We start from the raw sequence: 21,632 nt of genomic DNA on the forward strand, positions 1-21,632 counted from the left end.
CAATCGTTTTAATTTTCATAAAAAAATGATAAAATATAAACATGTGTTTTCAGAATAATTAAAAACGCAGAATGAAAGCACTGTTTTAGGAGGGGTTTTGATGACTTACACGTTAGCAACTAGAATGAAAGCATTCCAATCTTCTATATTTAGTGAATTAGGAGCCTATAAAAAAGAAAAAATTGCAGCAGGTCATAACATGATTGATTTGAGCATCGGAAATCCTGATATGCCGCCCGCTGATTTTGTAAGAGAAACAATGGTACATACAGCGAGTGAGAAAGAGAGCTACGGGTATACATTATCAGGTATTCAAGAATTTCACGAAGCTGTAACTGAATATTACAACAACACTCATAACGTTTTATTAAATGCGGATAAAGAAGTTTTATTATTAATGGGTTCACAAGACGGGCTCGTTCATTTACCTATGGTTTATGCAAATCCAGGTGATATTATATTAGTTCCTGATCCAGGATATACAGCTTATGAAACAGGTATTCAAATGGCTGGTGCAACATCTTACTACATGCCTTTAAAGAAAGAGAATGATTTCTTACCAGACTTAGGAGTCATCCCTGAAGAAATTGCCGATCAAGCGAAGATGATGATTTTAAACTTCCCAGGGAATCCCGTTCCAGCAATGGCTCATGAAGATTGCTTTAAAGAAGTAATCGCATTCGCGAAAAAGCATAATATTATCGTTGTCCATGATTTTGCTTATGCTGAATTTTATTTCGATGGTAATAAGCCAATTAGCTTCCTCTCTGTACATGGTGCTAAAGAAGTTGGTGTAGAAATCAATTCTTTGTCAAAAAGTTATAGTTTAGCAGGTAGCCGTATTGGATATATGATTGGAAACGAAGAAATTGTTCGTGCACTTACTCAATTTAAATCTAATACCGATTACGGTGTATTTTTACCAATTCAAAAAGCGGCATCTGCAGCACTAAGAAATGGCGCTGTATTTTGTGAGAAAAACCGCGATATTTATCAAAAACGGAGAGATACTTTAGTCGATGGATTCCGAACATTTGGCTGGAATGTCGATAAGCCAGCTGGTAGTATGTTTGTCTGGGCTGAAATTCCACAAGGATGGACTTCTCTAGACTTCGCTTATGCATTAATGGATCGTGCGAATGTCGTTGTTACACCTGGTCATGCATTTGGACCTCACGGAGAAGGCTTCGTACGTATTGCACTCGTTCAAGATAAAGAAGTGTTGCAACAAGTTGTTGAAAACATTAGAAATAGCGGCATTTTCACTCTTGAAAAAGTAAATGAATTAGTTAAAAATTAGTTCCCACTCCCCTGCTTAAATTTAGCAGGGGTATTATTAATTGGAGGTACTTTCATATGCATATTAAAGACACTCTTCCCCATCGTTATCCATTTTTAATGACTGATAAAGTAACAAATGTAAAACAAGGTGAATCCGTTACAGGATATAAACTCATTACAAATAACGAATGGTTTATAAATGATAATCAAAAACATATGCCTCATATGTTAATTGTAGAAGCACTTGCTCAGCTTAGTGCATTTGTACATACAAGTGATTCTGAAGGACTAGGATTCCTCTCCTCTTTAGATGGAGTTGAATTCCAAGGAAAAGCATATCCCGGTGATAAACTTGATTTACATTATGAACTAACGCGCAATTGCCGAGGTTTTGTTCTTGGTAAAGGTATTGCAACTGTAAACGACCAGCCTATTGTAACTATAGAAAAACTATTAATATATCAAGCAGATTAAATTGTTCCTTATATCAGTTGGGAATATCTATTCTCAACCAATTAAAAATAAATAGGAAAACATATTACGTAGTTAGGAGCAGGAAAATGGAACGTACTATCGGTATCGATGCTGGAGGCACATTAACGAAAATAGCTTATTTTAACGAAAAAAGGCTATTAACTTTTGAAAAATTTTATTCGCATGAACAACATAAAATAATAGATTGGATTAAAAACAACAATGGCATAAAACAAATATGTATTACGGGTGGTAAATCGAAACTATTACAGCAACTGCTTACAGGTTCATATAAAATAATAGAGCTAAACGAATTTGAAGCTACTCTTGCAGGTGTCCAATACATATTAAAAGAAGAAAAACATGCTATACGCAATTTTATTTTAACCAATATCGGTACAGGTACTTCTATCCATTACGTTTATAATGAACAATATATTCGCGCTGGTGGAACCGGAGTTGGCGGTGGGACTATTATGGGACTTTCAAAATTGTTAACAAATATAGATCATTTTGAAGATGTAATCCCTCTAACAAAAGTAGGATCTAGAAAAGAACTAGATATTACGGTTGGAGATATTTATGGTGGTATTCTTTCCCCTATCGATAATAACTTAACTGCTAGTAACTTCGGAAAAGCAGCCATTACAGAATCAAATAATAGTAGCTCCGATATACTAGCTACTGTACAAGGACTTGTCGGTGAAGTCGTTACTGCATTAAGCCTTCAATTCGCTGAAACAAAAAACATTGAACATATTATTTATATTGGTTCGACTTTATGTAATAACGTACAACTTCAACATATTATTAGTAGCTACACCGAATATCAAAATAAAACACCAATCTTTTTACAAGATGGTGGTAATAGCGGTGCAATTGGTGCATTACTTTATGCTACGAAATAAAAAGCTGACTTTTGTCAGCTTTTTAGAAATGGCACTTCAAATTCAATAATTGATTCCCCGTTCTCTCCAATTCGCTCCACGCTTATTCTATCAATCACACAATTTAACTTCCCATGAAAACTAGCAATCTCCTTCACTACTTCAGCAGCTAACGCGACACTTTCTTTTCTTCCGACTGTTACATGCGGGATGTACGGAATGTCTTCTTTCAAAAATTGTAATAAAGGTCCTGTATATAGAATATTATGTAGTTCCTCTATTTGTTCTTTCCCCTTTTCAACTCGTAAAAACAAATATTCTCTTTCACTTGTAATTTGATTCTTAAATTCAATTTCTATATTCTGTATCGGTTTTGATACATTTATAATATGTAATTTCAGCTCATCATTTGAAATCGAACTTTCAAATGGGAATACAATTGTAATATGCGGTGGAATTAATCCAAATAAAGGATCATGTTTTTGCCTAATGTCCTCGATTTCGCTAATGAACATGTTGTTTAGAAAAAGTAAAATTGTACGCATTTTTATCCCCTCAACTTTTCCTCATTATAATATGTATCATATTCTATGACAGCCTGCCCTTCAACAACTTGTTTTGCTTACCTGTAAAAATAAAAAAACTTCTCAAATGAGAAGTTTTCATATAGCATGATTATTATTTTCCAGCCAAACTTTCCTAAACTTTATATAACAGGCAATTCTCCAAGGAAAAATATACGATACTGCAACAACGTAAAATAATAAACCAATCGTTTGTTGATCTAAATCAACGATAAATTGTCTTGAACCATATCTTAAAAAGACAAGTGCAATAAAAGTAATTAAAAAAGCTGCACTTTTTTTCGTATAAATATTCCCATCATCTCTTCGTTCATAATTTGTTAATACTATAAGCGGTACAGCAAAAAGTACACCAATGAATACCGCTATAATTACTTGTAATATAGCTGGATGTACGGGACCTAAAAACCATACAATACCTGGTGTTAAAAATAGTAATGGCCATAAAATACGTTTTCCCGATCCCTTTATTGGCTTATGCATGGAGCGATAACGACGCCAAAATATTAGTAGTGCAATGCATAAAAAGACGGTTATTAGTGAGGACGTGCCTCCCATATATTTTCCTTCTCCCTAAAAGAATAATCTATCACTATTTTAAACTGTTCGTTCAAATGATACTTTACGAATAAATATACTACTAGTTATGATATAAAGAATTGTTAATCCAATTGAAATAACAATAAAATAAGGGATATCTATTAAAGATACATCATTTGTAAATAACAATCCTTTTATCCCTACTTCTCCATACAGCACACTATTTGTTGAAAGGAAAAGCGACCCACCAATCATGAGACCAATCCATTGAAATCTTTGCTTAACAATTACTACTACTTGAAAGAAACATGCTATCGTAACATAAAATAAAAATTGTAAAATAAACTGTTGTATTAATTGCTCTCCAAAGTTAACATTTACTAAGTTATATTTTATATCTTGTAAAAACAGTATTTGAAGGAATGAAAACAATGCGGATTGCAACACGATATAACAAATCGCTCCGATAAAATATTGTATTCTCGTTATACCAAATGAAACTGCTAAACGAAATACATCATCTTGAACAATGAAAACACTCCCTACTATAAAAATCATAATTGGAATTGAAGGATTATTGATAATTTCGGGTAAATAACCAACTTTCGCTTCATTTAAATGAGCAGCATATAAAGCTCCTTTTATTAATAAAGCTACAATCCAAAATATTAAAATTGCTTTATAATGAAAATTTATATGTAACCTCAATTGTTTCATTAACGTCGTCATTCCACTTCACCACCAGTCATATGAATAAATAGTTTTTGTAATGTAATTCTATCAATTACTAAACCTTCTTTTTCAAGAGAGTAACAATCTTCATTAGAAAGCTCTTCCCATATAACAGCAATACCTTTATTCCCATAAATTTCTTTATTTATAACTTTTTTATTAATCAAGAACTCCTCCACTTTACCTTTTTGCCCTGAAATAATATGACCTTGTTGCAATAAATCTTCCACTGTTGATTGAACAACAAGTGCACCTTCTTTTATGATAATTACTTCTTCAATAACATGGGTTACTTCTTCTACCAGATGTGTTGATAATATAATTGTTCTGGGATACTCCCCGTAATCTTCTAGTAGTAAACTATAAAATAACTCACGATGTGCTGCGTCTAATCCTGTAGTTGGTTCATCAAAAATAGTAATTGTCGCTCTGCTTGCTAACCCTTTAATAATTCCTACAACTGTTTGCATGCCATGAGATAGTTTATGGTATTTCTCTGTTATATTAAGCTGAAATTTACCCGCCAGTTCTTCAGCAAACTTCTGATCCCAATTTTTATAAAACATGTTACATATCTTAAAAATTTCTTTTACGCTATAACTTAAATGAGACTCTTCTTTTACTCTAACGAAACAAATATTTTGCATCGCTTTACTATTTTCAAAAACATCTTCACCAAATATTGATACACTTCCACTACTTGAAGTAATTTGTCCTGCTAGTAAATTTAATAAAGTCGTTTTCCCTGCTCCGTTCCTTCCAAGCAAACCATATATTTTATTCTCTTCCAATGAAATCGTTACTTCATTTACAGCTATTTTCTTTTTATACTTTTTCGTTACATCTTTCGTTTCAAGTGCAATCATCCCTCTTTCCCCTCCTTCGTAATCTTTTGAATCATATCCATCAATTCATCTTTTGATATTTCTAGTACTTTCGCTTCTTCCCACACTTTAGGTAAATATTCAGTCATAAAAGTATTTTGTCTTTTTTTTAGTACGACTTCTTTCGCTCCTTTTGCAACAAACATTCCGATCCCTCTCTTTTTATATAAAATCCCCTCATCCACTAATACATTCACCCCTTTAGCTGCGGTAGCCGGATTTATTTGTAACATCTTCGCAAATTGATTTGTCGATGGAACTTGTTCTTCTTCAAGCAATATGTCTTTTAAAATATCAGATTCAATCGTTTCTGCAATTTGTATGTATATTAATTTATTTTGTTCTAGAGTCGGCTTCACATTTTCACCACCTTAGGTTCATAGGTTCATTACTTATGTAATCAACCATATCACATAGAATTATTTTTTTCCATAAATTTCTTTTACAAAAAAAGAGAGTCATTCAATTAAGAATGTCTCTCTTTCTAAAAATGCGAAGTTTCAACTCTTGTTCTCAAATTCTTTTCATTTATACCATTTTGACAAAAATTAAACTGTTGTCCCTCAATACATTTTGTACGATCTACTACTTGCCCTAAATGATAGCTTGTATGCTCAACCAAATGTAATAGACTTTGAAGATCAATATGCCTTTTTTCTTCCCAGACCTGTATATATGCTTTGCCCCACTCATCAAATATTTCTTCAACAGTTTTTAACAAAGCTTCAGATCTTATTTGTTTCACTGGAAAATATTCTTCAATTCCATTTTCAAAAACTATATTTGGATCCTTATAACGCCTTGTATTTCTCTGTAAATGTTCACAAATATGTAGTACGATTCCACCAATTGAATTAACAGAGGTCTCTTTTTTCCACAAATCTTCTTCACTAACGAGCCTAATTGCCTGTACTAATTTAGGTAAATAATGATCCTGCATTCTATGATAAGAAATTTTGTATACTAACTCCATCTTCTCCCCTCCATTATTTCAACTGGCTCACTGGATATTTAGCAAATAAAGATTTCCGAAAATCTTTATCTTCCACAAGCATTTTAATTTTTTCATTATTATCGTTAAGAAACTTTACTACTTTCTTTTTATCCCATATATCATCTTCTTTTGGAAAATCATCAAATTTTCCATGCAAGATTGATAGGATTTCCTCCCTTTTCATCATAAATTTTATATTCTCTACCTGAAACTCGTAACTGTTTGCATTTGGAACTAAAACTACAAGATAAATAATGTTAAAGAGAAAATTCTTCTTCATCGTATCTTTCTCATCAAACCAATACGTCTCAATCATTTCTTCTGTAAGAGCCCCACTCCCTTTTGCGCCATAGTTCACTTTTATATTTTCATTTTCTAAACTTATACTTTGAACTGTTCCACCACCGGGTAAATGATTAATAATTGCAACCACATCTGAATTATTACCAACGTATGTCCCAGTATATTTCTTAAAATCATCTGACCTAACATCATATATAGCTTTTATTCTTTCCCCGTTAGAACAAGCCGTAATAAATAAAAAAATTGTTAGCATAACGATTATGTTATGATGCATATATTTCATTTAGCATCCCCCATTTTTATCGATATTTCGTTAATTACAATATTTACTTTCAAATCCCTTTTTAAATATACGCATTTTAATCAAAATTAAAAATTTTCATTTTTTATGTTTACAATTATCCATTAATTGTATATACTTACTAACGTAAGAAAAAAATTCTAAAAGGAGGTCGAAGGAAATGATGAACTTACAATTACATGCATTAACTTTAGCGTTAACTGCACCTGTGTTTTCTGGACAATTAAATATGAATTCGACCACCCTAATGGAGAATTGAAAATCGTAATTTATTTCATTTAATTCATAAATTCGCCACAGGAGGTCGTATACTTTCCTGTGACTTTTTCGCGCCCAGCCATAGGAGAACTGTATCTTCCTGTGGTTTTTTTGCGCGATTTTTTAGTCTCTTACATTATTTTTCTAAGAAAGGAGCAACATTCAATGACTATTAGCGTATTGTTTTTAAGTATTACGATTCAAAGAAATACAATTTCCAAAGGGGAAATTCTTCATAATGAGCAAATTGAAAAAGCTATGAATGATGTTAAGGAGCGCCAAGCACTTTACTGTGATCACCTGTAATTCCTTTTCGAAAGGAGGAATTCATTTATGACTTTTCATATTTTCTTTTTTACGACTGTGCTTCAAAAAAATACTTTATCTGAAACTGAAATCAATCGTAAACAACAGTTAAAACAACTGACTGATAAAATAACTGACATTAAAAGTTCATACTACACTCAAATGTATTAAAAATATATTTTAAAGGGGCAATATATTCATGAAATTTAAAGCATTCTTTTTAACAATCACCATTCAAAAACGTAAGCTTTCACAGAAAGAGATTTTACGTGAGCAACACATCCAAAGCATTATGGACGAAGTAAAAGAGCGCCAATCTTCTTATTACACTCGTCTTTTCTAAATCACTTATAAAGGGGTCATAAATCTAATGAAATTTAAAGCATTCTTTTTAACTATCACTATTCAAAAACGTAAACTTTCACAGAAAGAGATTTTACGTGAGCAATACATTCAAAACATTATGGACGAAGTAAAAGAGCGCCAATCTTCTTATTACACTCGTCTTTTCTAAATCACTTATAAAGGGGTCATTATCCAATGAAATTTAAAGTATTCTTTTTAACCATTATCATTCAAAAAAATACATTTTCCGAGTCTGAAATGTTTCATGAGCGACAAATTAATCAGGCTATGGATCATGTAAAAGAAAGACAAAGTCATTACTGTAGTCATCTGTAATTTCTTATTACACTCGTTTTTTCTAAATCACTTATAAAGGGGCAATTATCTAATGAAATTTAAAGTATTCTTTTTAACCATTACCATTCAAAAAAATACATTTTCCGAGTCTGAAATGTTTCATGAACGACAAATTAATCAGGCTATAGATCATGTAAAAGAAAGACAAAGTCATTACTGTAGTCATCTGTAATTCCAATTCGAAAGGAGGAATTCACATATGAAGTTTCACCTTTTCTTTTTAACGATTACAATTCAAAAAGAAACAATATCTCAAAATGAATTAAAACAAGAAAGACAATATAAACAAGTTATTGATGAAATTCGAGATCGTAGGAGCAAATACTACACTCACCTTTAATCGTTTAACTATATAGAATTGAAAGGAGTCGATTATGATGTTGATAGCACGCTGTAAGGAAATGATTTGGATAGTTCAGAGGGATTCCACATAGTTTTATAGAGCTTATATCACACAAGTTTATCACTGAATTTGATGTATAAAAAATATATAATAAAATCAAATCAATCTGCTTTTAATTATTTATTTATAAACAAAAGATACACCACTTAAAAAGCGGTGTATCTTTCTCAGGTTTCACTATTTCCGATTACTTCTCTTTGTCTTAAACAATCTCACTAAGTTCGAAACAACAGTTTTTGTTACTGCATAAACTGGTACTGCTAAAATCATTCCGATGATTCCAGCAAAATTACCTACCCCTAAAATTAGGATAATAATTGTTAATGGGTGAATGTTTAATTTCGAGCTCATAATACGCGGTGAAATAATATTACTTTCAAACTGTTGTACAATTGTTACGATAATAATTACGTATAAGGCTTGCATCGGAGAAACGAACAGTCCTACAATAACAGCTGGTGCTGCCCCAATAAATGGCCCTAAGTTAGGAATGATGTTTGTAAATGCTGCAATAATTCCTAAAACAAAAGCGTACGGTAAATCGATAATTAAATAACCGATAAAAGTAAACGCACCTACAAATATACAAACGAGCGCTTGCCCTTGAATATATGCAGATAATGTTTCGTTCGTTTCCTTAATGATACGAAGCCCCTCTTCACGGTAAGACTCAGGTAATAAACTTACCGCTTTTCCTGGAAAGGCATGTCCATCTTTAAACATGTAAAATAAAATGAACGGTACTGTAAATACAACTAATGCAACGTTCGTGATAATACCAAATAAAGCCGTTGCACTCGACGTAATTGTATTTGGAATATCTTTTAAGTATTCAATCGCATTTTTTTCAATTGTTTCAATGGAAACGTAGTTTTGTGTAGATAACCATTCAAACAACCTATGATGTGATAATTCTTGTATGTATACTTTCCCCTCTTTTATGTAGCCTGGCATATTTTTTACTAAGTCCATTAGCTGTTGTGAAATCGTAGGAACAACTACTCCAACGCCAACCGCAGTTAATGTTATGATAAAAAGATATAACAGTAATATCGCTAAATTTCTAGGTACTTTTTTATTCTCCAAAAAGATTAATACAGGATTAAATATGAAGTATAAAAAAAGCGCGATTAAGATTGGGAAAAACAATGTTGATATGAAGATACCAATCGGTTGAAATAAAAATGATATTTTTGTGCAAATAAATATGATTCCTACAACCATTAGCACTTCTAATGTCCAAAAGTGCACTTTTGATTTCAAAAAAACGGCCTCCTTTAAACTAGCACTTCTCTTCATTGTACCAAAATAAGTATGAATTTCACATAATATTTTCCTTTACAATATTCCAAAATACCAATAAATACACTACAATGAGATTACATACAAATTTGCAGGTAAAGGTGATAAAAATGACACAATGCATCATTTGCAGAAAAGATACGAAAGAACTTAGTGAACAATATGTCATTCCAGAAATATTATGTGGATATTATTTCACAAACTCAATTTGTGATACTTGTCATGAACAAATGACAACAGATATTGATCGTCCTTTAATTAGGCATAAATTGAGTCAATTTAAGATTGAACAAATGAAAAGACAAATTGATTCCCCACTCTATACGAATGAGCACGGTGAGGAACTTGCGGCTGCTGAGACTGATGTTGTCGAAGTAAGCGACGAGATTCTTTATTCTAATGCATTAATTATGAAACTATGTAAAAAGCACGATATTTCCTTACATAATGAAATTTGGAAGGAGGAACGTGTAACGAAAGTAGCGAGTTCTATTCAACGTGAATTACTATTAGATAACCGTAAATATAAAATGAGTGTATTAAAAATGGCTTATACATTCGCTGTACAAACAGTTGATGGCTACTTTGAAGATCAAGATGCAATTGATATTTCTACCATTCTCTCAAATGCAGATTTCGTGGAACTAAAAGAAAAAAGCATTGTACGTGATTTAAGCAAAAGTTCTTTATGGAATACGCTAAATACAAGTAGTGAAAATCATTACTTTATTTTACTTAGCGATAAAGACGGCCTGTTTTGCTTCATTCGTTTGTTTGACATCTTTGATGTTGTCGTTCATTTATCAGAAAAAAGATTTGACCTTCCATCGCCGATTGTCGGTGTAAATAATGTGAATACGCAAAAATTTTATGTCCAAAGTTTAAAACAGTATATGGATGGGCTGTTTAAAGAAAAAGCACCTACAATATAACAGGAACCAGAACATACGGTCTCCTTTCTTGATGAAAAGACACTGTGTTATAATGAGTATGAAAAGAACAATACAATCACATAAACCAATTATAAATTGTATATAAATAAAAAAGACTAGTGTGCGGCTACACACTAGTCCACGTAACTTAGCAGATTGGATTGTTCATTTATCCTATTTGTTTCTTACAAACAAAACAACCCACATTCTATAAGCATAGGTGGGTTGTTATTTTTTGAGCTTGTCTATTAAAACGACGACGAACGTTAACAATGCAACGAGAAACAGTCCACCTTGCAGTAGCAACGCTATTTCACTCACGTATTATCACCCCCCTCCTACTCGGAGAAGTGATAATTGAACAACCAACCGCACCTTAAGTTACCCTTTAATTTTACCATATTTTCTAATAATTTACGATGAAAACCCGCAAGCGAATAACTTGCGGGTTTTTTATCCCGTATTAACAGGCAGTGAACAAAATAAAGCAATAAATATGTGAAACTTTATTTCTCACTATTTTTTTAATGCATATGCATCAGCAATCATTTCACCAACAATTTTATTTTCTTCTTTCTTCTCGTCTTTCAATAATGGGAATAACAATTCTGCGACCTCATACGCTTCTTCTAAATGCGGATATCCTGATAAAACAAACGTATCAATTCCTAACGATTCATATTCTTTTATCCTCTCTGCTACTGTATGTGGATTGCCTACAAGTGCAGTACCTGCCCCACCTCTTACAAGTCCGATTCCAGCCCATAAATTAGGGCTTATCTCTAACGACTCTCTCGTACCTTTATTTAAATGTGTCATCCTCTTTTGACCAACCGAATCATATCTTGCAAATGTCTTTTGAGCAAGCTCAATTGTTTCATTATCCACATATTGAATTAAACGTTCTGCCTCTTCCCACGCTTCTTCTTCTGTTTCTCTTACAATTACGTGTAATCTAATGCCAAATCGTACTGTACGCCCCTTCTCTTCTGCAAGTTTTCTTACTTCTTCTATTTTCTCTTTCACTTGCTCTGGTGGCTCTCCCCACGTTAAATATACATCACTATGTTCAGCTGCTACTTCTTTTCCAGCAGCTGATGATCCTCCGAAATATATAGGAGGATATGGTGTTTGAACTGGCGGGAATACAACTTTACTATCTGTAACTTGAATATGTTTTCCTTCTAAAGAGATCGTTTCACCTTGCAATGTCGATTTCCAAACCTTTAAAAATTCATCCGCTGCTTCATATCTTTCATCATGCTCAAGATATAATCCATCTCCTTGTAGTTCAACTGGATCTCCTCCAGCTACTACATTAATAAGTAGTCTCCCATCTGAAATTCTATCAAATGTAGATGCCATCCTCGCTGCAACTGTAGGTGACATTAGTCCTGGTCTCACTGCTACTAAAAATTTTAGTTTTTCTGTTTCAGCAGCAAGAGCTGAAGCTAACACCCAAGGGTCTTCACATCCTTGACCAGTTGGAAGTAAAACACCCGTATATCCTAAATAATCAGCTGCCGCAGCAACTTGCTTATAATAACCATATTCAGCTGCTCTTCCTCGTTTTGTCGTTCCTAAATATCGACCATCTCCATAAGCCGGAATAAACCATAATAATTCCATGCCTTTACACACCCCTTATTTATTTTGAATCGTATACTAACACATTCTATATAAATTACCCCTAATAATTTATATGTTAATTCCCAGTCTCACCTTTAAAATTATCTCGCCATCTTAAAAACTTCACTTCTAGTAAACGTACTAGAGAGTCAGAAAACTTCCCAACAAATGCAAAGATAATTATGCCGACAAATACGATATCTGTATTTGAAAATTGCCTTGCATCCATAATCATATAACCAATACCTTCTGTAGATCCCATAAGTTCTGCTACTACTAAACTCACCCATGCAACACCTAACGATAACCTTGCTCCTAGTAAAAGGTTAGGCAATGCAGATGGTAAAATGAGTTTCGTAATTAGTTTTCTTTTGCTAAACTCTAGCACTCTCGCAACATCAAATAACTTTGAATCCACACCTCTAATACCTAAAAATGCGTTTACGTATAAAGGAAAAAATGCACCATCTGCAATTAATAACACTTTCGATGTTTCACCAAAACCGAACCATAATACGAAAAGTGGCGCAACAGCTAGATGAGGTACAGTTCTTAACATTTGCACAGATGGATCTAAATATTGCTCACTTCTCGTTGAAAATCCAACAATCGTTCCTAAAATGATTCCTAAGCCCCCACCAATAAAGAAACCAGCCGCAGCCCTGAATACACTAATACTTAAATGGCCGAATAACTCTCCTGTTTTAATAAGCTCTTGGAAAGCTAGAAAAATATCTAATGGTGTTGGTAAAACTGTTTTAGAAACAAGGCCGAATACGCCAGCTAACTGCCAAATTATTAATATAATAACCGGTATAGTAATCGCCCTTACTAAAACTTTTACATTTAACTTTCGCACATTCTTAACTCTGTTTTTCTCAATCGTTATACTCGCTGGTTTAATAACAGCTTTCGTATTTTCCACTTTACAAAACCTCTTTTCACTTCGCTTTCAATGCTTTTTCTACGAAAGAATTATCTACAACTTTTTCCGCCCTAATTTCTTTCTTTATAGAACCGAGCTTATATTGAAAATCCGCTGTCTTTTGTTGTTCTGCTATTATTTCCTTCGTTACCGGAACTAAAATTGGTTTGTCGTGATTAAACACTTCTTTTACGATCTCCGCATCTATCTTTTTTACAGAAGTATATACTTTTATTGCTTCATCCAAGTTAGCATCTTGCCATACACGTGCTTTCTCATAAACTTTGAGGAATTTCTCAACTAATTCTGGATGTTCTTTCGCAAATTTTGTTCTCGTAATTAAAAATTCTGGTGAAGAGACATTTAATGTTTCACCGTCTGCAATCACCTTCGCACCTTTATTTAACGTATGTAATGATATGAAAGGGTCCCAAATCGCCCATGCATCTACTGATCCTGATTCGAATGCAGGCTGCGCTTCATCTGGTTGTAATTGAATGACATTTACCTCTTTTGCATCAATCCCTTCTTTATCAAGTGCTCGATACAATAAATTAAAGGCACTACTTCCTTTTGCTACCGCAATTTTTTTACCTTTTAACTCTTTTACACTCGCAATCTTGCTATCTTTTTGAACGAGAATTCCAGTTCCTTTTCTCGCATAACTTGTATTGGCGATTTCGGTAAATCCAATACCTGCTGCTTGCGCTGAAATGACTGGAGAATTCCCTACTTCACCAAAGTCTAATCGGTTTGATGCGATTGCTTCAAAATAAGGAGGTCCACTTTGGAACTCTGTCCATTTCACTTTAACTCCTTCTTTTTTAAACTCCTCTTCAAACCATCCCTTTTTCTTTGCTAGTAATAGTGGGCTTAATCCTTGCTGTATACCAATTTGTATTGTTACATCTTCTTTCTTACTACTTACTGTACTTTTTTCACATCCTAATAAAAATACTGATATAGCTAAAGCAAAAGAAAGAATTTTAAATTTTTTATACATATAAAATCACCCTTTTCCTATATACTTGTTTGAATCAACCCTCCATATTCAAACTGCTGTAATACTTTCGTTCGAAGTTGTTGGAACGATTGAGAAGTTTTATTTCGCGGATAAGGCAAATTATTTTCAATCACTTTATGTATTTTCCCTGGTTTTGCACTCATAATGATAATTCGGTTTGAAAGATATATCGCTTCATCTATATCATGTGTAACGAATATCATTGTTGTTTTCTTCTGCTCCCAAATATTCAGCAATACTTCTTGTAAATGACTTCGAGTAAAAGCATCCAGCGCTCCAAAAGGTTCATCAAGTAATAATACATTCGGATCTCTTAATAACGCTCTCGCTATCGCAACACGTTGTGACATCCCGCCTGAAATTTCTTTCGGATACGATTTTTCAAAGCCATCTAACCGAACGATTTCAACCCATTCTCTCACCTTATCTTTCACATATTTATCTTTTAACGACAAATCTGCCGCTATATTTTCTTCAACTGTTAACCATGGAAAAAGCCTATGCTCTTGAAAAATAAAACCTTGTTTCTTGCTCGTTTTTAAGATAGGCTCCCCGTCAATAATAACTTCACCTTCAAAATCATTATCTAGACCTGCAACAATTTTTAGTAATGTACTTTTTCCGCACCCACTCGGACCAATTACTGTAACAAAATCCCCTTTCTCTAATTGAAAATTAATATTCTCTAATACTTGAACAGTACCAGTTTGTTTCAAAAAATATTTTGATACCCCATCAATTGAAACAGTCATTTCTTCTCCTCCTTAAAATGATTCATATAAATGAACAGATTCAGTATTTGTGCAATAAAAAAACCAAAGGCATTTTATCAACAGATAAAATGCCTTTGGTTTCTCCAATCAGCAATACGTTATGGAATTAAGTACATATTATACAAATATTTCCGATAAGTCAACTAGGTTTTAGCGAACATTATTTATTTTTAAAGATATCAGCAGTCCCTTTTATTATTTTTGGAAGGAACGTTTTAATTGTATCCGTTAATAAATGAAGAGCTTCGTTCACATAACCACCTTCGAAATTTCCTAATGGTTCTGGTAATTCATCCTCATCTAATAGGAAGTATTCTCCATTTGGAAGTACCATAATATCGATGATTAAATCTTCGAAGGAAACCACTTCTCCTTTTATTTGTGTGTTTTTTACGATATTAAAATAGGAACCTAAATACTTCCCTTTTATATCTCTCCATACGTATAAATTGTACGGACGATCTTTCCAATAATATGCGATTGTATAACTTCCTTTTGGGATTGTTAACTTAGTATCTTTTGCAGTCATTGTAAATGAATACTGCACCTCGTGAAATAAAACGATACTTTGTGATTGCTTTTCAAGTAATAAACAATTGTGATCTACTATTGTTGAGTTATACCGGATTTTTCTTTCTATAATTTCACTTTTCGATGTAAGTAACTTATTCATTATTTTGTTTCCCCTTATACTAGTTCTATCCTCAATTATATCCACTTATCTAACGATAAAGAAGTATATAGTTTTTTATATAATGATTTATACAAGTACACAAGAAAAACTCCTTCTTATTTAGAAAGAGTTTTTCACTATCCATGTTTCATATTTTTTCACTTCTAACGGAAGCTTATTTGTTTTTATGTAACTAACAGCACTATTACTCATGTTTTAACTTTTCCTTAACCGCATCATAAAATTTTCGTTCTTCATCAACATTTAAGTGCACACGACTTACTGTTTTAGAAAATCCATATAACAACTGTGCTTTCACTGGCTCTTTTAATGTTATTTCAAAAGTAGCAGGTTCTTTTATGAACTCCATAACAGTTGCATCCAATACCTGTTTCCCTTCTTTTGCCGTTAGCAATTCATCACCCTTGTAGAACGCAATATTATCAATTTGTGTAAATGGTATAACAATTTTCTTTCCTAATCCAATTTGAATGATTACTTGTTCTTCTGTTACGTTAAGTGGATTTTTACGCATCGCTTGTATTTCAGCTATAAAATAAATCATCGCGTATACATTTAAAATAAGTAAAATCCATGCTATTACTGGATTCCACTGGTGTAGCAAATAATGAAAACCAATACTTTCTATTAAGGTCGCATGGATGATCATGATATATACACCTATTGCACCAGTCTTTTTGTGATATGAGTATACGTATTCACCTTCTGGTACTTTTTCACGCCACGATAAAAATGCATAATAGATTAACTTACACTCCGTTACAATGATATCTATTAATTTATTTCTTTTCATAGTAGCGTCAAACGCAGCATCAATTGCATAAGAAAATGAAGAGTACTCACTTTTATATTCTTTATATTTTTTTATTATGGTAGGAAGCTTTCTAACAATTTTATATAGAAGGAATAACTCTAAACATACAAAAGCAATTTCTCCTGCAATTATAATATAAGAAACGTATGAAAAATCTTGTAAATAGTCACTTGGAATAATAAATCTTGCAAAAATATAACCAGCTATTACAACAGGAACTATATACGTTAACGAGTACCTTTTTCGAATAATGAAGAAATACGTGATGATTGGAATGACAAACATGCAATCTAATAATGACCCAAGTACAACTTCTTTCGGCGCAGCTGGTACTATTGGAAGAGCATACAATAAATAGTTTGATAGCATAATTAAAGAGACGAGTCCAATCCAAATACCTTTTCGCCTTCGCGATAGTGTAACATTCATACGTTCACTCCTTTATTTAAAAACCTCATTTAAGTGGTCTTTATAAAATGAAATGGCACGTTCAAATTCTTTTACTTCCTCTACTTTCACGACAGTTTCAAGTAATAATTTCATCGCTGACTCGTGATCGTTTACGTTATATTTTGCTAATGATAAAAATACTTTCATCGGATCGTTCTCTGGGAATTTTTTCACCCCAGCTTCTAATACTGTAATTGCCTTTTCATATTCCCCTATACAACGATATGTACTTCCTAGACCAATATAAGCACCGCAAAGGGATTCGCCATCAAGTCCATTTGCGATTGCCTGCTCATAATACGGAACTGCTTCTGTTTCTAGCCCCATTACATCATGTATCCACGCACACTGATACAGTACTTCTGCATCCTTTGTAAAGTTTGTTAATCCTATAAGCATCTCTTTAGACTGCGCATATTTCTTTTCGTTTCTAAGTTTAATAGCTTGCTTTAATAAATGTTCCATAGAATCCACTCCTCACCAATTATTCTGTGTATAGCTCTTGATTGATATACGCTTCACATTCGTGTAAAAGTAAAATTCCCACCAATTAAAGTTTCGCTTACTTATTACTATGCGGATTCATTCTTATCTAAAAACTTAATTTTAAAAAGCAGTGACACGATTACATAATACCTCTAAGCTTTTGACAATTTCTTTCGCTGTTTCATCTTTCCCATTACACAACTTCCCTTTACCATCTTGTCCAATTACATAATGCACAGCTCCGCGCGAATATAAAGAATGTGGTGAATTCGCAATCATTACATTCGCCCTTGCTTCTTTCATTCTATTTTTCGCTCTTTCAAACAGTTCTTCTTCATTTAAATCACTTTCAAGTTTAAAACCAATAAGTACTGTTTCTGGGTCCCATTCTTTTATTTGTTTTAATACTTTTGGAGCCTTTTGAAAGTGAATAATCGGTGCTATATCACTTGAAATTTTTCCGTTCATATTAAGAACATTACCATCTTGATCACAGATCTTCTCCACAATCCAATCTGATCCAGCCGCTGCCATAATAACCGCATCAACCTTTTCATGTGTGATGATACTTTTCATTTTATCTTGTAAATCAACAATCCCTTCAAATGGATGTAATTCTAACCCTCTATGTACATCGCTTGGTTTCTCCGCAAAATAACCGTGTAAATATATAACATGTGCCCCTTTAGCTAGAAGTTCTTCTGCGATTATCCTTCCGATTGTACCTTTAGCCATATTCGTATGCCCGCGTACTTGATCCCATTTTTCTAGACAACCACCGCTCGTAATTAATACTTTTTTCCCTTTCATTGTAACCATCCCTTACTAATTTTTCTTACGAAACCATTCTGTTCCAAAGTCAACTATATCACGCTGTTTCATTAGACGACACGTTGCATTCCCTATCTTCCCATTTTTTACAGTTCCTTTTCGCTCAAACTCAACACCAATTTCTACAAACTTCTCAGATTCGTAATCCATTTCAACAAACTCTTTCCACACTCTTTCACCGTTTTCTATAATAGGTGCTCCTACTTGTATTAACTCACATGCACCAGTACGCACCTCGGATAAATGAACAGACGTATTTGAATCATATCCAACACCAATTAATAATACGTACCCGTCTAAATCGTATATTTTTCTTAATGGAGATTCTTCTCCAAAGCTCATTGATAATGAATGGTTCATTGTTATTTCTACTGCATGTTTTCCCCATGCAGCAAAACTTCCTAGCGGATGATTACTACGTACTACATTCGGATATGTACGAAAACATTCAACTATTTCACCCATTCCCCTTGTTGGGGTTATACGTGAATCAAATGCAGGGACGTTATCTCGGATAATTTGCCACCAGTCTTCCGGTACAGGTGGTCTTGACCAGTGTTTCGGATCGGACAAATCCGAAGATTGCGTTGGCATTATTATCGTTCCTTCTTCCGTAACAACTTTCATTAATGCTTCTACTACGGCAACCGCACCACCAGATATCCATCCGATAGAACTTAGTGATGAATGAACGATAATTGTCATTCCTTTTTCGATTCCTAATGCTTTTAAATCTTTTGTTATTGTTTCGATTGTATTTGGAAATTGTGTGCTTGCTACTATTTCATTCATTTTCATATTGGTTCCCTCACTAGCCACGTAAATTTAAACTTTTATATAAATATATTATCATATTTTTCTTAATTTTTAACTTAATCATATTCATTACTACAAAAATATGTATATGGGTGTACTGAAGCCTCAAAACTCTATTAAAATCGTAGAGAATGATAAACGAGAGTTTTATTAAATGAAGAAAAATGTAAATCTTATTTTTTCAAGCTATACTCCATATACATATTTTTATACTATTTTTCCAAATAACAATGAAATCTTTCGATTCCCATATATTTTTCTCCTAAACTTTTAACTTGAAAACCAATTCTTTTATAAAATTCTACCGCCCCATCGTCTGTCTCTGCTTCTATATAAGTCAATTGATATATCCTTACCACTTCTTTAATCATTTGCAGTGCAATTCCTTTTTGACGATAATCTGAAGCCACTGCTATATGACATACTCGTGCTTTAGTTGCTCCGATTACTTCAATACCTATACAAGCTTTTTCTTCATATTTGTACAAAGTCCCTTTATTACTTTGATAAAATATTACTGCCTCCTTTAAGCTTATTTCATTTGGACCGACCGCATATTGTAGCACATTTAATATTGAATCTTTTTCAATTTGTTCAACACGCTGTAAATTCATATTTTCATCCCTTTCTATGAAAAAAGACTAACTCTTAATAAAAAGAGCTAATCTCATTACGCCGTTATTTTTTCTTCTTTTTTTACAACGACAGCCACATAACTATGAAGTATCATTCCAATAATAACGAGACTCATACCAACCCAAGATAAAGATGACGGAATTGGTGCAGATAACCATATCAGCTCTCCTACTAGCGCAAATAAAACTTCACCAGACTGCGTCGCTTCCACTGTTGCTAGTTTTTGTGGATCATCTTTTACAAGATCTGTTGCAAAGAAAAATAATATTGTCGCGATTAACCCAGAACTAACTGCTACAATAAAACATTGAAAAACTTGGTTACTTGACGGTAATCCGCCAGTTGATACTTCGTAACCAGATAATAAAAACCAAAATGGTAAACTTGCTAATGTCATACCGAGTACTCGCTGAAATACATCTAATTCCCCTTTACAAACTTGCATCATTTTTCGATTTCCAAGAGGATACGCAAATGCTGCAATAAGTACAGGAACTACACATAAAACGGTTTCACGAATACCTAATGAAGAAGCATGTTCTACTTGCATGAGAACAACACCGAATAAAATAATGCCCGACATAACTAATTCCTTCATCGGAAGTTTTTTATGTAGTGGATCCACCGCAAAAAATGGTGTTAACAAAATCCCTGCAACGATTGTAATTTGCCATGTTGATGCAACGAGCCAACCTGGTCCGAACGCTCCAGCAAAACTAAGCGGTGCATAAAAGAGACCAAATCCAACGACACTCCATACTAACCATTCTTTCGGATTGTTTTTCATATATTGAAAGAGTTGCTTTAAGTTCCCTCTATACATAACAATAAGTAATAGCATTGGAAACATAAAATAATACCGTAATGATGCACTCCAAATCCAGCTTCCACCTTCTAAGTCCATTGCCCGGTTTAAAACAAAGGTAAAGGCAAAGAAAAATGATGCCAGTATCCCTATAACAATTGCTTTCATTGTAAAACCCCTTGTATTTAATTTTTAATCTCTATAACATATATTTTAGTATACGCGATGAAAAATCTACATACAAACTTACATTTCACTTTCCATTCACTTGCAATGAAAAGGATAATAATACATTCATTTATTATACTTAATATAAAAACATTAAACAGAAATAATTTTAAAAATAAGTTACTTCTATGGATGTGATAACACTGAAAATATACAGAGCCTCTATACAATCTATTTTATTTGTACTTTCTTTCGGAGTTGTTTTCCTTCTAATAAGTGTTTTATCTTTAATGGAAGAATTTGATTTACTAGGAATTATTTCAATATTTTTCTCCTTATGGCTACTAAAGTATGCCCTAACCTTATGGAAAACACGTGCAAACGATATAGGTTCCTATTGGGATGATGAAAGAATTGTAGTAGATTTGCATGGGAATAAAGTGTATTGGTATGAAATCAAGGATATTACATACCAAAATTTTCAAGGGTCAAAATCTACCTTAATCTCGACCCACTATACTCACCATGAAAATATACGAATCCGCCATAAAAGATGGCTACCAACTATTGCACATTCAATTTACTGGTTTTCTATTGAAAAACCAAAAGATTATCATAAAAATTTAATGATAGCTTGGGAAGAAAAGCAAACAAATAAAAATAAACGCCTCCTTTAATTATTATTTAGGGGCGTTTGT

At 33.1% G+C, this 21,632-nt stretch carries 32 protein-coding genes; 12 read left to right on the top strand and 20 right to left on the bottom strand.

Annotated elements, in window-relative coordinates; all coding sequences use genetic code 11:
• Nucleotides 1-100: 100 nt before the first annotated feature.
• From OXT04_RS04440 to coaW, 3 genes are all read left to right on the top strand, one after another.
• Nucleotides 101-1,300: an LL-diaminopimelate aminotransferase gene (locus OXT04_RS04440; RefSeq protein WP_267413379.1), complete on the top strand. Its 1,200-nt coding sequence runs from the start codon at nt 101-103 to the stop codon at nt 1,298-1,300.
• A gap of 56 nt (nt 1,301-1,356) precedes the next feature.
• On the top strand, nt 1,357-1,755 hold the full coding sequence (locus OXT04_RS04445; protein ID WP_267413381.1) for a 3-hydroxyacyl-ACP dehydratase FabZ family protein: 399 nt from the start codon (nt 1,357-1,359) through the stop codon (nt 1,753-1,755).
• 86 nt (nt 1,756-1,841) lie between these two features.
• Nucleotides 1,842-2,663, top strand: coding sequence for a type II pantothenate kinase (coaW, locus tag OXT04_RS04450; RefSeq protein ID WP_267413383.1), 822 nt, complete (start codon nt 1,842-1,844; stop codon nt 2,661-2,663).
• A 14-nt stretch (nt 2,664-2,677) separates the two neighbouring features.
• Here coaW and OXT04_RS04455 read toward each other — a convergent pair whose 3' ends face one another.
• From OXT04_RS04455 to OXT04_RS04485, 7 genes are all read right to left on the bottom strand, one after another.
• A complete protein-coding gene (locus OXT04_RS04455; RefSeq protein ID WP_267413385.1) occupies nt 2,678-3,187 on the bottom strand; it encodes a 2'-5' RNA ligase family protein in 510 nt (169 codons plus the stop codon).
• 117 nt (nt 3,188-3,304) lie between these two features.
• Nucleotides 3,305-3,784, bottom strand: coding sequence for a CcdC family protein (locus OXT04_RS04460; RefSeq protein ID WP_267413387.1), 480 nt, complete (start codon nt 3,782-3,784; stop codon nt 3,305-3,307).
• A 39-nt stretch (nt 3,785-3,823) separates the two neighbouring features.
• Complete coding sequence (locus OXT04_RS04465; RefSeq protein WP_267413389.1) at nt 3,824-4,495, bottom strand: DUF4052 domain-containing protein; 672 nt, start codon at nt 4,493-4,495, stop codon at nt 3,824-3,826.
• On the bottom strand, nt 4,492-5,364 hold the full coding sequence (locus OXT04_RS04470; protein ID WP_000560921.1) for an ABC transporter ATP-binding protein: 873 nt from the start codon (nt 5,362-5,364) through the stop codon (nt 4,492-4,494). Before OXT04_RS04470 ends, OXT04_RS04465 begins: the two co-directional genes overlap by 4 nt.
• On the bottom strand, nt 5,361-5,741 hold the full coding sequence (locus OXT04_RS04475) for a GntR family transcriptional regulator (RefSeq protein ID WP_000805185.1): 381 nt from the start codon (nt 5,739-5,741) through the stop codon (nt 5,361-5,363). The genes OXT04_RS04470 and OXT04_RS04475 overlap by 4 nt, the downstream gene beginning before the upstream one ends.
• Nucleotides 5,742-5,866: 125 nt before the next feature.
• A complete protein-coding gene (locus OXT04_RS04480; RefSeq protein WP_000424635.1) occupies nt 5,867-6,355 on the bottom strand; it encodes a DinB family protein in 489 nt (162 codons plus the stop codon).
• Nucleotides 6,356-6,368: 13 nt separating this feature from the next.
• Nucleotides 6,369-6,962, bottom strand: a complete 594-nt coding sequence (locus OXT04_RS04485) for a DUF4825 domain-containing protein (RefSeq protein ID WP_000876527.1) — start codon at nt 6,960-6,962, stop codon at nt 6,369-6,371.
• Nucleotides 6,963-7,403: 441 nt separating this feature from the next.
• On the opposite strand from OXT04_RS04485, the gene OXT04_RS04490 reads away from it, so the two are divergent.
• From OXT04_RS04490 to OXT04_RS04520, 7 genes are read left to right on the top strand one after another with little or no spacing between them, the layout of a single operon-like run.
• Nucleotides 7,404-7,544, top strand: coding sequence for a YrzI family small protein (locus OXT04_RS04490; protein ID WP_000156197.1), 141 nt, complete (start codon nt 7,404-7,406; stop codon nt 7,542-7,544).
• Between the two features lie 27 nt (nt 7,545-7,571).
• Nucleotides 7,572-7,715, top strand: coding sequence for a YrzI family small protein (locus OXT04_RS04495; RefSeq protein WP_000142729.1), 144 nt, complete (start codon nt 7,572-7,574; stop codon nt 7,713-7,715).
• A gap of 28 nt (nt 7,716-7,743) precedes the next feature.
• A complete protein-coding gene (locus OXT04_RS04500) occupies nt 7,744-7,887 on the top strand; it encodes a YrzI family small protein (RefSeq protein ID WP_000668965.1) in 144 nt (47 codons plus the stop codon).
• 27 nt (nt 7,888-7,914) lie between these two features.
• On the top strand, nt 7,915-8,058 hold the full coding sequence (locus OXT04_RS04505; protein ID WP_000668968.1) for a YrzI family small protein: 144 nt from the start codon (nt 7,915-7,917) through the stop codon (nt 8,056-8,058).
• Between the two features lie 26 nt (nt 8,059-8,084).
• Entirely contained in the window at nt 8,085-8,225 is a 141-nt protein-coding gene (locus OXT04_RS04510; protein ID WP_000669797.1) for a YrzI family small protein, read from the top strand.
• Between the two features lie 52 nt (nt 8,226-8,277).
• Nucleotides 8,278-8,418, top strand: a complete 141-nt coding sequence (locus OXT04_RS04515) for a YrzI family small protein (protein ID WP_090977759.1) — start codon at nt 8,278-8,280, stop codon at nt 8,416-8,418.
• Nucleotides 8,419-8,445: 27 nt separating this feature from the next.
• Nucleotides 8,446-8,586: a YrzI family small protein gene (locus OXT04_RS04520; protein WP_000668497.1), complete on the top strand. Its 141-nt coding sequence runs from the start codon at nt 8,446-8,448 to the stop codon at nt 8,584-8,586.
• 240 nt (nt 8,587-8,826) lie between these two features.
• On the opposite strand, the gene OXT04_RS04525 is transcribed toward OXT04_RS04520, so the two are convergent.
• Nucleotides 8,827-9,912, bottom strand: a complete 1,086-nt coding sequence (locus OXT04_RS04525) for an AI-2E family transporter (RefSeq protein WP_000837892.1) — start codon at nt 9,910-9,912, stop codon at nt 8,827-8,829.
• 149 nt (nt 9,913-10,061) lie between these two features.
• Here OXT04_RS04525 and OXT04_RS04530 point away from each other — a divergent pair, with 149 nt between their 5' ends.
• Nucleotides 10,062-10,883, top strand: coding sequence for an HNH endonuclease (locus OXT04_RS04530; RefSeq protein ID WP_000189684.1), 822 nt, complete (start codon nt 10,062-10,064; stop codon nt 10,881-10,883).
• A 228-nt stretch (nt 10,884-11,111) separates the two neighbouring features.
• On the opposite strand, the gene OXT04_RS04535 is transcribed toward OXT04_RS04530, so the two are convergent.
• The 12 genes from OXT04_RS04535 to OXT04_RS04590 all read right to left on the bottom strand — a co-directional run bounded on the left by OXT04_RS04535 (nt 11,112) and on the right by OXT04_RS04590 (nt 20,934).
• Nucleotides 11,112-11,204, bottom strand: a complete 93-nt coding sequence (locus tag OXT04_RS04535) for a putative holin-like toxin (RefSeq protein ID WP_001289320.1) — start codon at nt 11,202-11,204, stop codon at nt 11,112-11,114.
• Between the two features lie 195 nt (nt 11,205-11,399).
• The gene (ssuD, locus tag OXT04_RS04540; protein WP_043938042.1) at nt 11,400-12,512 is read right to left on the bottom strand and encodes an FMNH2-dependent alkanesulfonate monooxygenase; all 1,113 of its coding nucleotides are present in this window, start codon (nt 12,510-12,512) and stop codon (nt 11,400-11,402) included.
• 76 nt (nt 12,513-12,588) lie between these two features.
• Nucleotides 12,589-13,437, bottom strand: a complete 849-nt coding sequence (locus OXT04_RS04545) for an ABC transporter permease (RefSeq protein WP_097821868.1) — start codon at nt 13,435-13,437, stop codon at nt 12,589-12,591.
• A 16-nt stretch (nt 13,438-13,453) separates the two neighbouring features.
• Nucleotides 13,454-14,440, bottom strand: coding sequence for an aliphatic sulfonate ABC transporter substrate-binding protein (locus OXT04_RS04550; RefSeq protein ID WP_097821869.1), 987 nt, complete (start codon nt 14,438-14,440; stop codon nt 13,454-13,456).
• Between the two features lie 17 nt (nt 14,441-14,457).
• Nucleotides 14,458-15,213, bottom strand: a complete 756-nt coding sequence (locus tag OXT04_RS04555; RefSeq protein WP_000218578.1) for an ABC transporter ATP-binding protein — start codon at nt 15,211-15,213, stop codon at nt 14,458-14,460.
• A 181-nt stretch (nt 15,214-15,394) separates the two neighbouring features.
• Nucleotides 15,395-15,907, bottom strand: a complete 513-nt coding sequence (locus OXT04_RS04560) for a ribonuclease FAU-1 family protein (protein WP_001037890.1) — start codon at nt 15,905-15,907, stop codon at nt 15,395-15,397.
• A 205-nt stretch (nt 15,908-16,112) separates the two neighbouring features.
• Nucleotides 16,113-17,171 (bottom strand): hypothetical protein, encoded by a 1,059-nt coding sequence (locus OXT04_RS04565; protein WP_097821870.1) that lies wholly within the window; start codon nt 17,169-17,171, stop codon nt 16,113-16,115.
• Between the two features lie 12 nt (nt 17,172-17,183).
• Nucleotides 17,184-17,657 carry a tetratricopeptide repeat protein gene (locus OXT04_RS04570; RefSeq protein WP_000400637.1) on the bottom strand — a complete coding sequence of 158 codons (474 nt, stop codon included), beginning with the start codon at nt 17,655-17,657 and terminating at the stop codon, nt 17,184-17,186.
• Nucleotides 17,658-17,798: 141 nt separating this feature from the next.
• The gene (locus OXT04_RS04575; protein WP_000676727.1) at nt 17,799-18,488 is read right to left on the bottom strand and encodes a phosphopantothenoylcysteine decarboxylase domain-containing protein; all 690 of its coding nucleotides are present in this window, start codon (nt 18,486-18,488) and stop codon (nt 17,799-17,801) included.
• Nucleotides 18,489-18,503: 15 nt separating this feature from the next.
• A complete protein-coding gene (locus OXT04_RS04580; protein ID WP_000783341.1) occupies nt 18,504-19,307 on the bottom strand; it encodes an AAC(3) family N-acetyltransferase in 804 nt (267 codons plus the stop codon).
• 230 nt (nt 19,308-19,537) lie between these two features.
• Nucleotides 19,538-19,939: a GNAT family N-acetyltransferase gene (locus OXT04_RS04585; RefSeq protein WP_267413423.1), complete on the bottom strand. Its 402-nt coding sequence runs from the start codon at nt 19,937-19,939 to the stop codon at nt 19,538-19,540.
• A gap of 56 nt (nt 19,940-19,995) precedes the next feature.
• Complete coding sequence (locus tag OXT04_RS04590; protein WP_267413425.1) at nt 19,996-20,934, bottom strand: DMT family transporter; 939 nt, start codon at nt 20,932-20,934, stop codon at nt 19,996-19,998.
• Between the two features lie 290 nt (nt 20,935-21,224).
• On the opposite strand from OXT04_RS04590, the gene OXT04_RS04595 reads away from it, so the two are divergent.
• Nucleotides 21,225-21,611, top strand: a complete 387-nt coding sequence (locus tag OXT04_RS04595; protein ID WP_232733576.1) for a hypothetical protein — start codon at nt 21,225-21,227, stop codon at nt 21,609-21,611.
• Nucleotides 21,612-21,632 lie beyond the last annotated feature (21 nt).

Source organism: Bacillus sp. GC_Bacil_1, assembly GCF_026540675.1.
Lineage (GTDB): Bacteria > Bacillota > Bacilli > Bacillales > Bacillaceae_G > Bacillus_A > Bacillus_A cereus.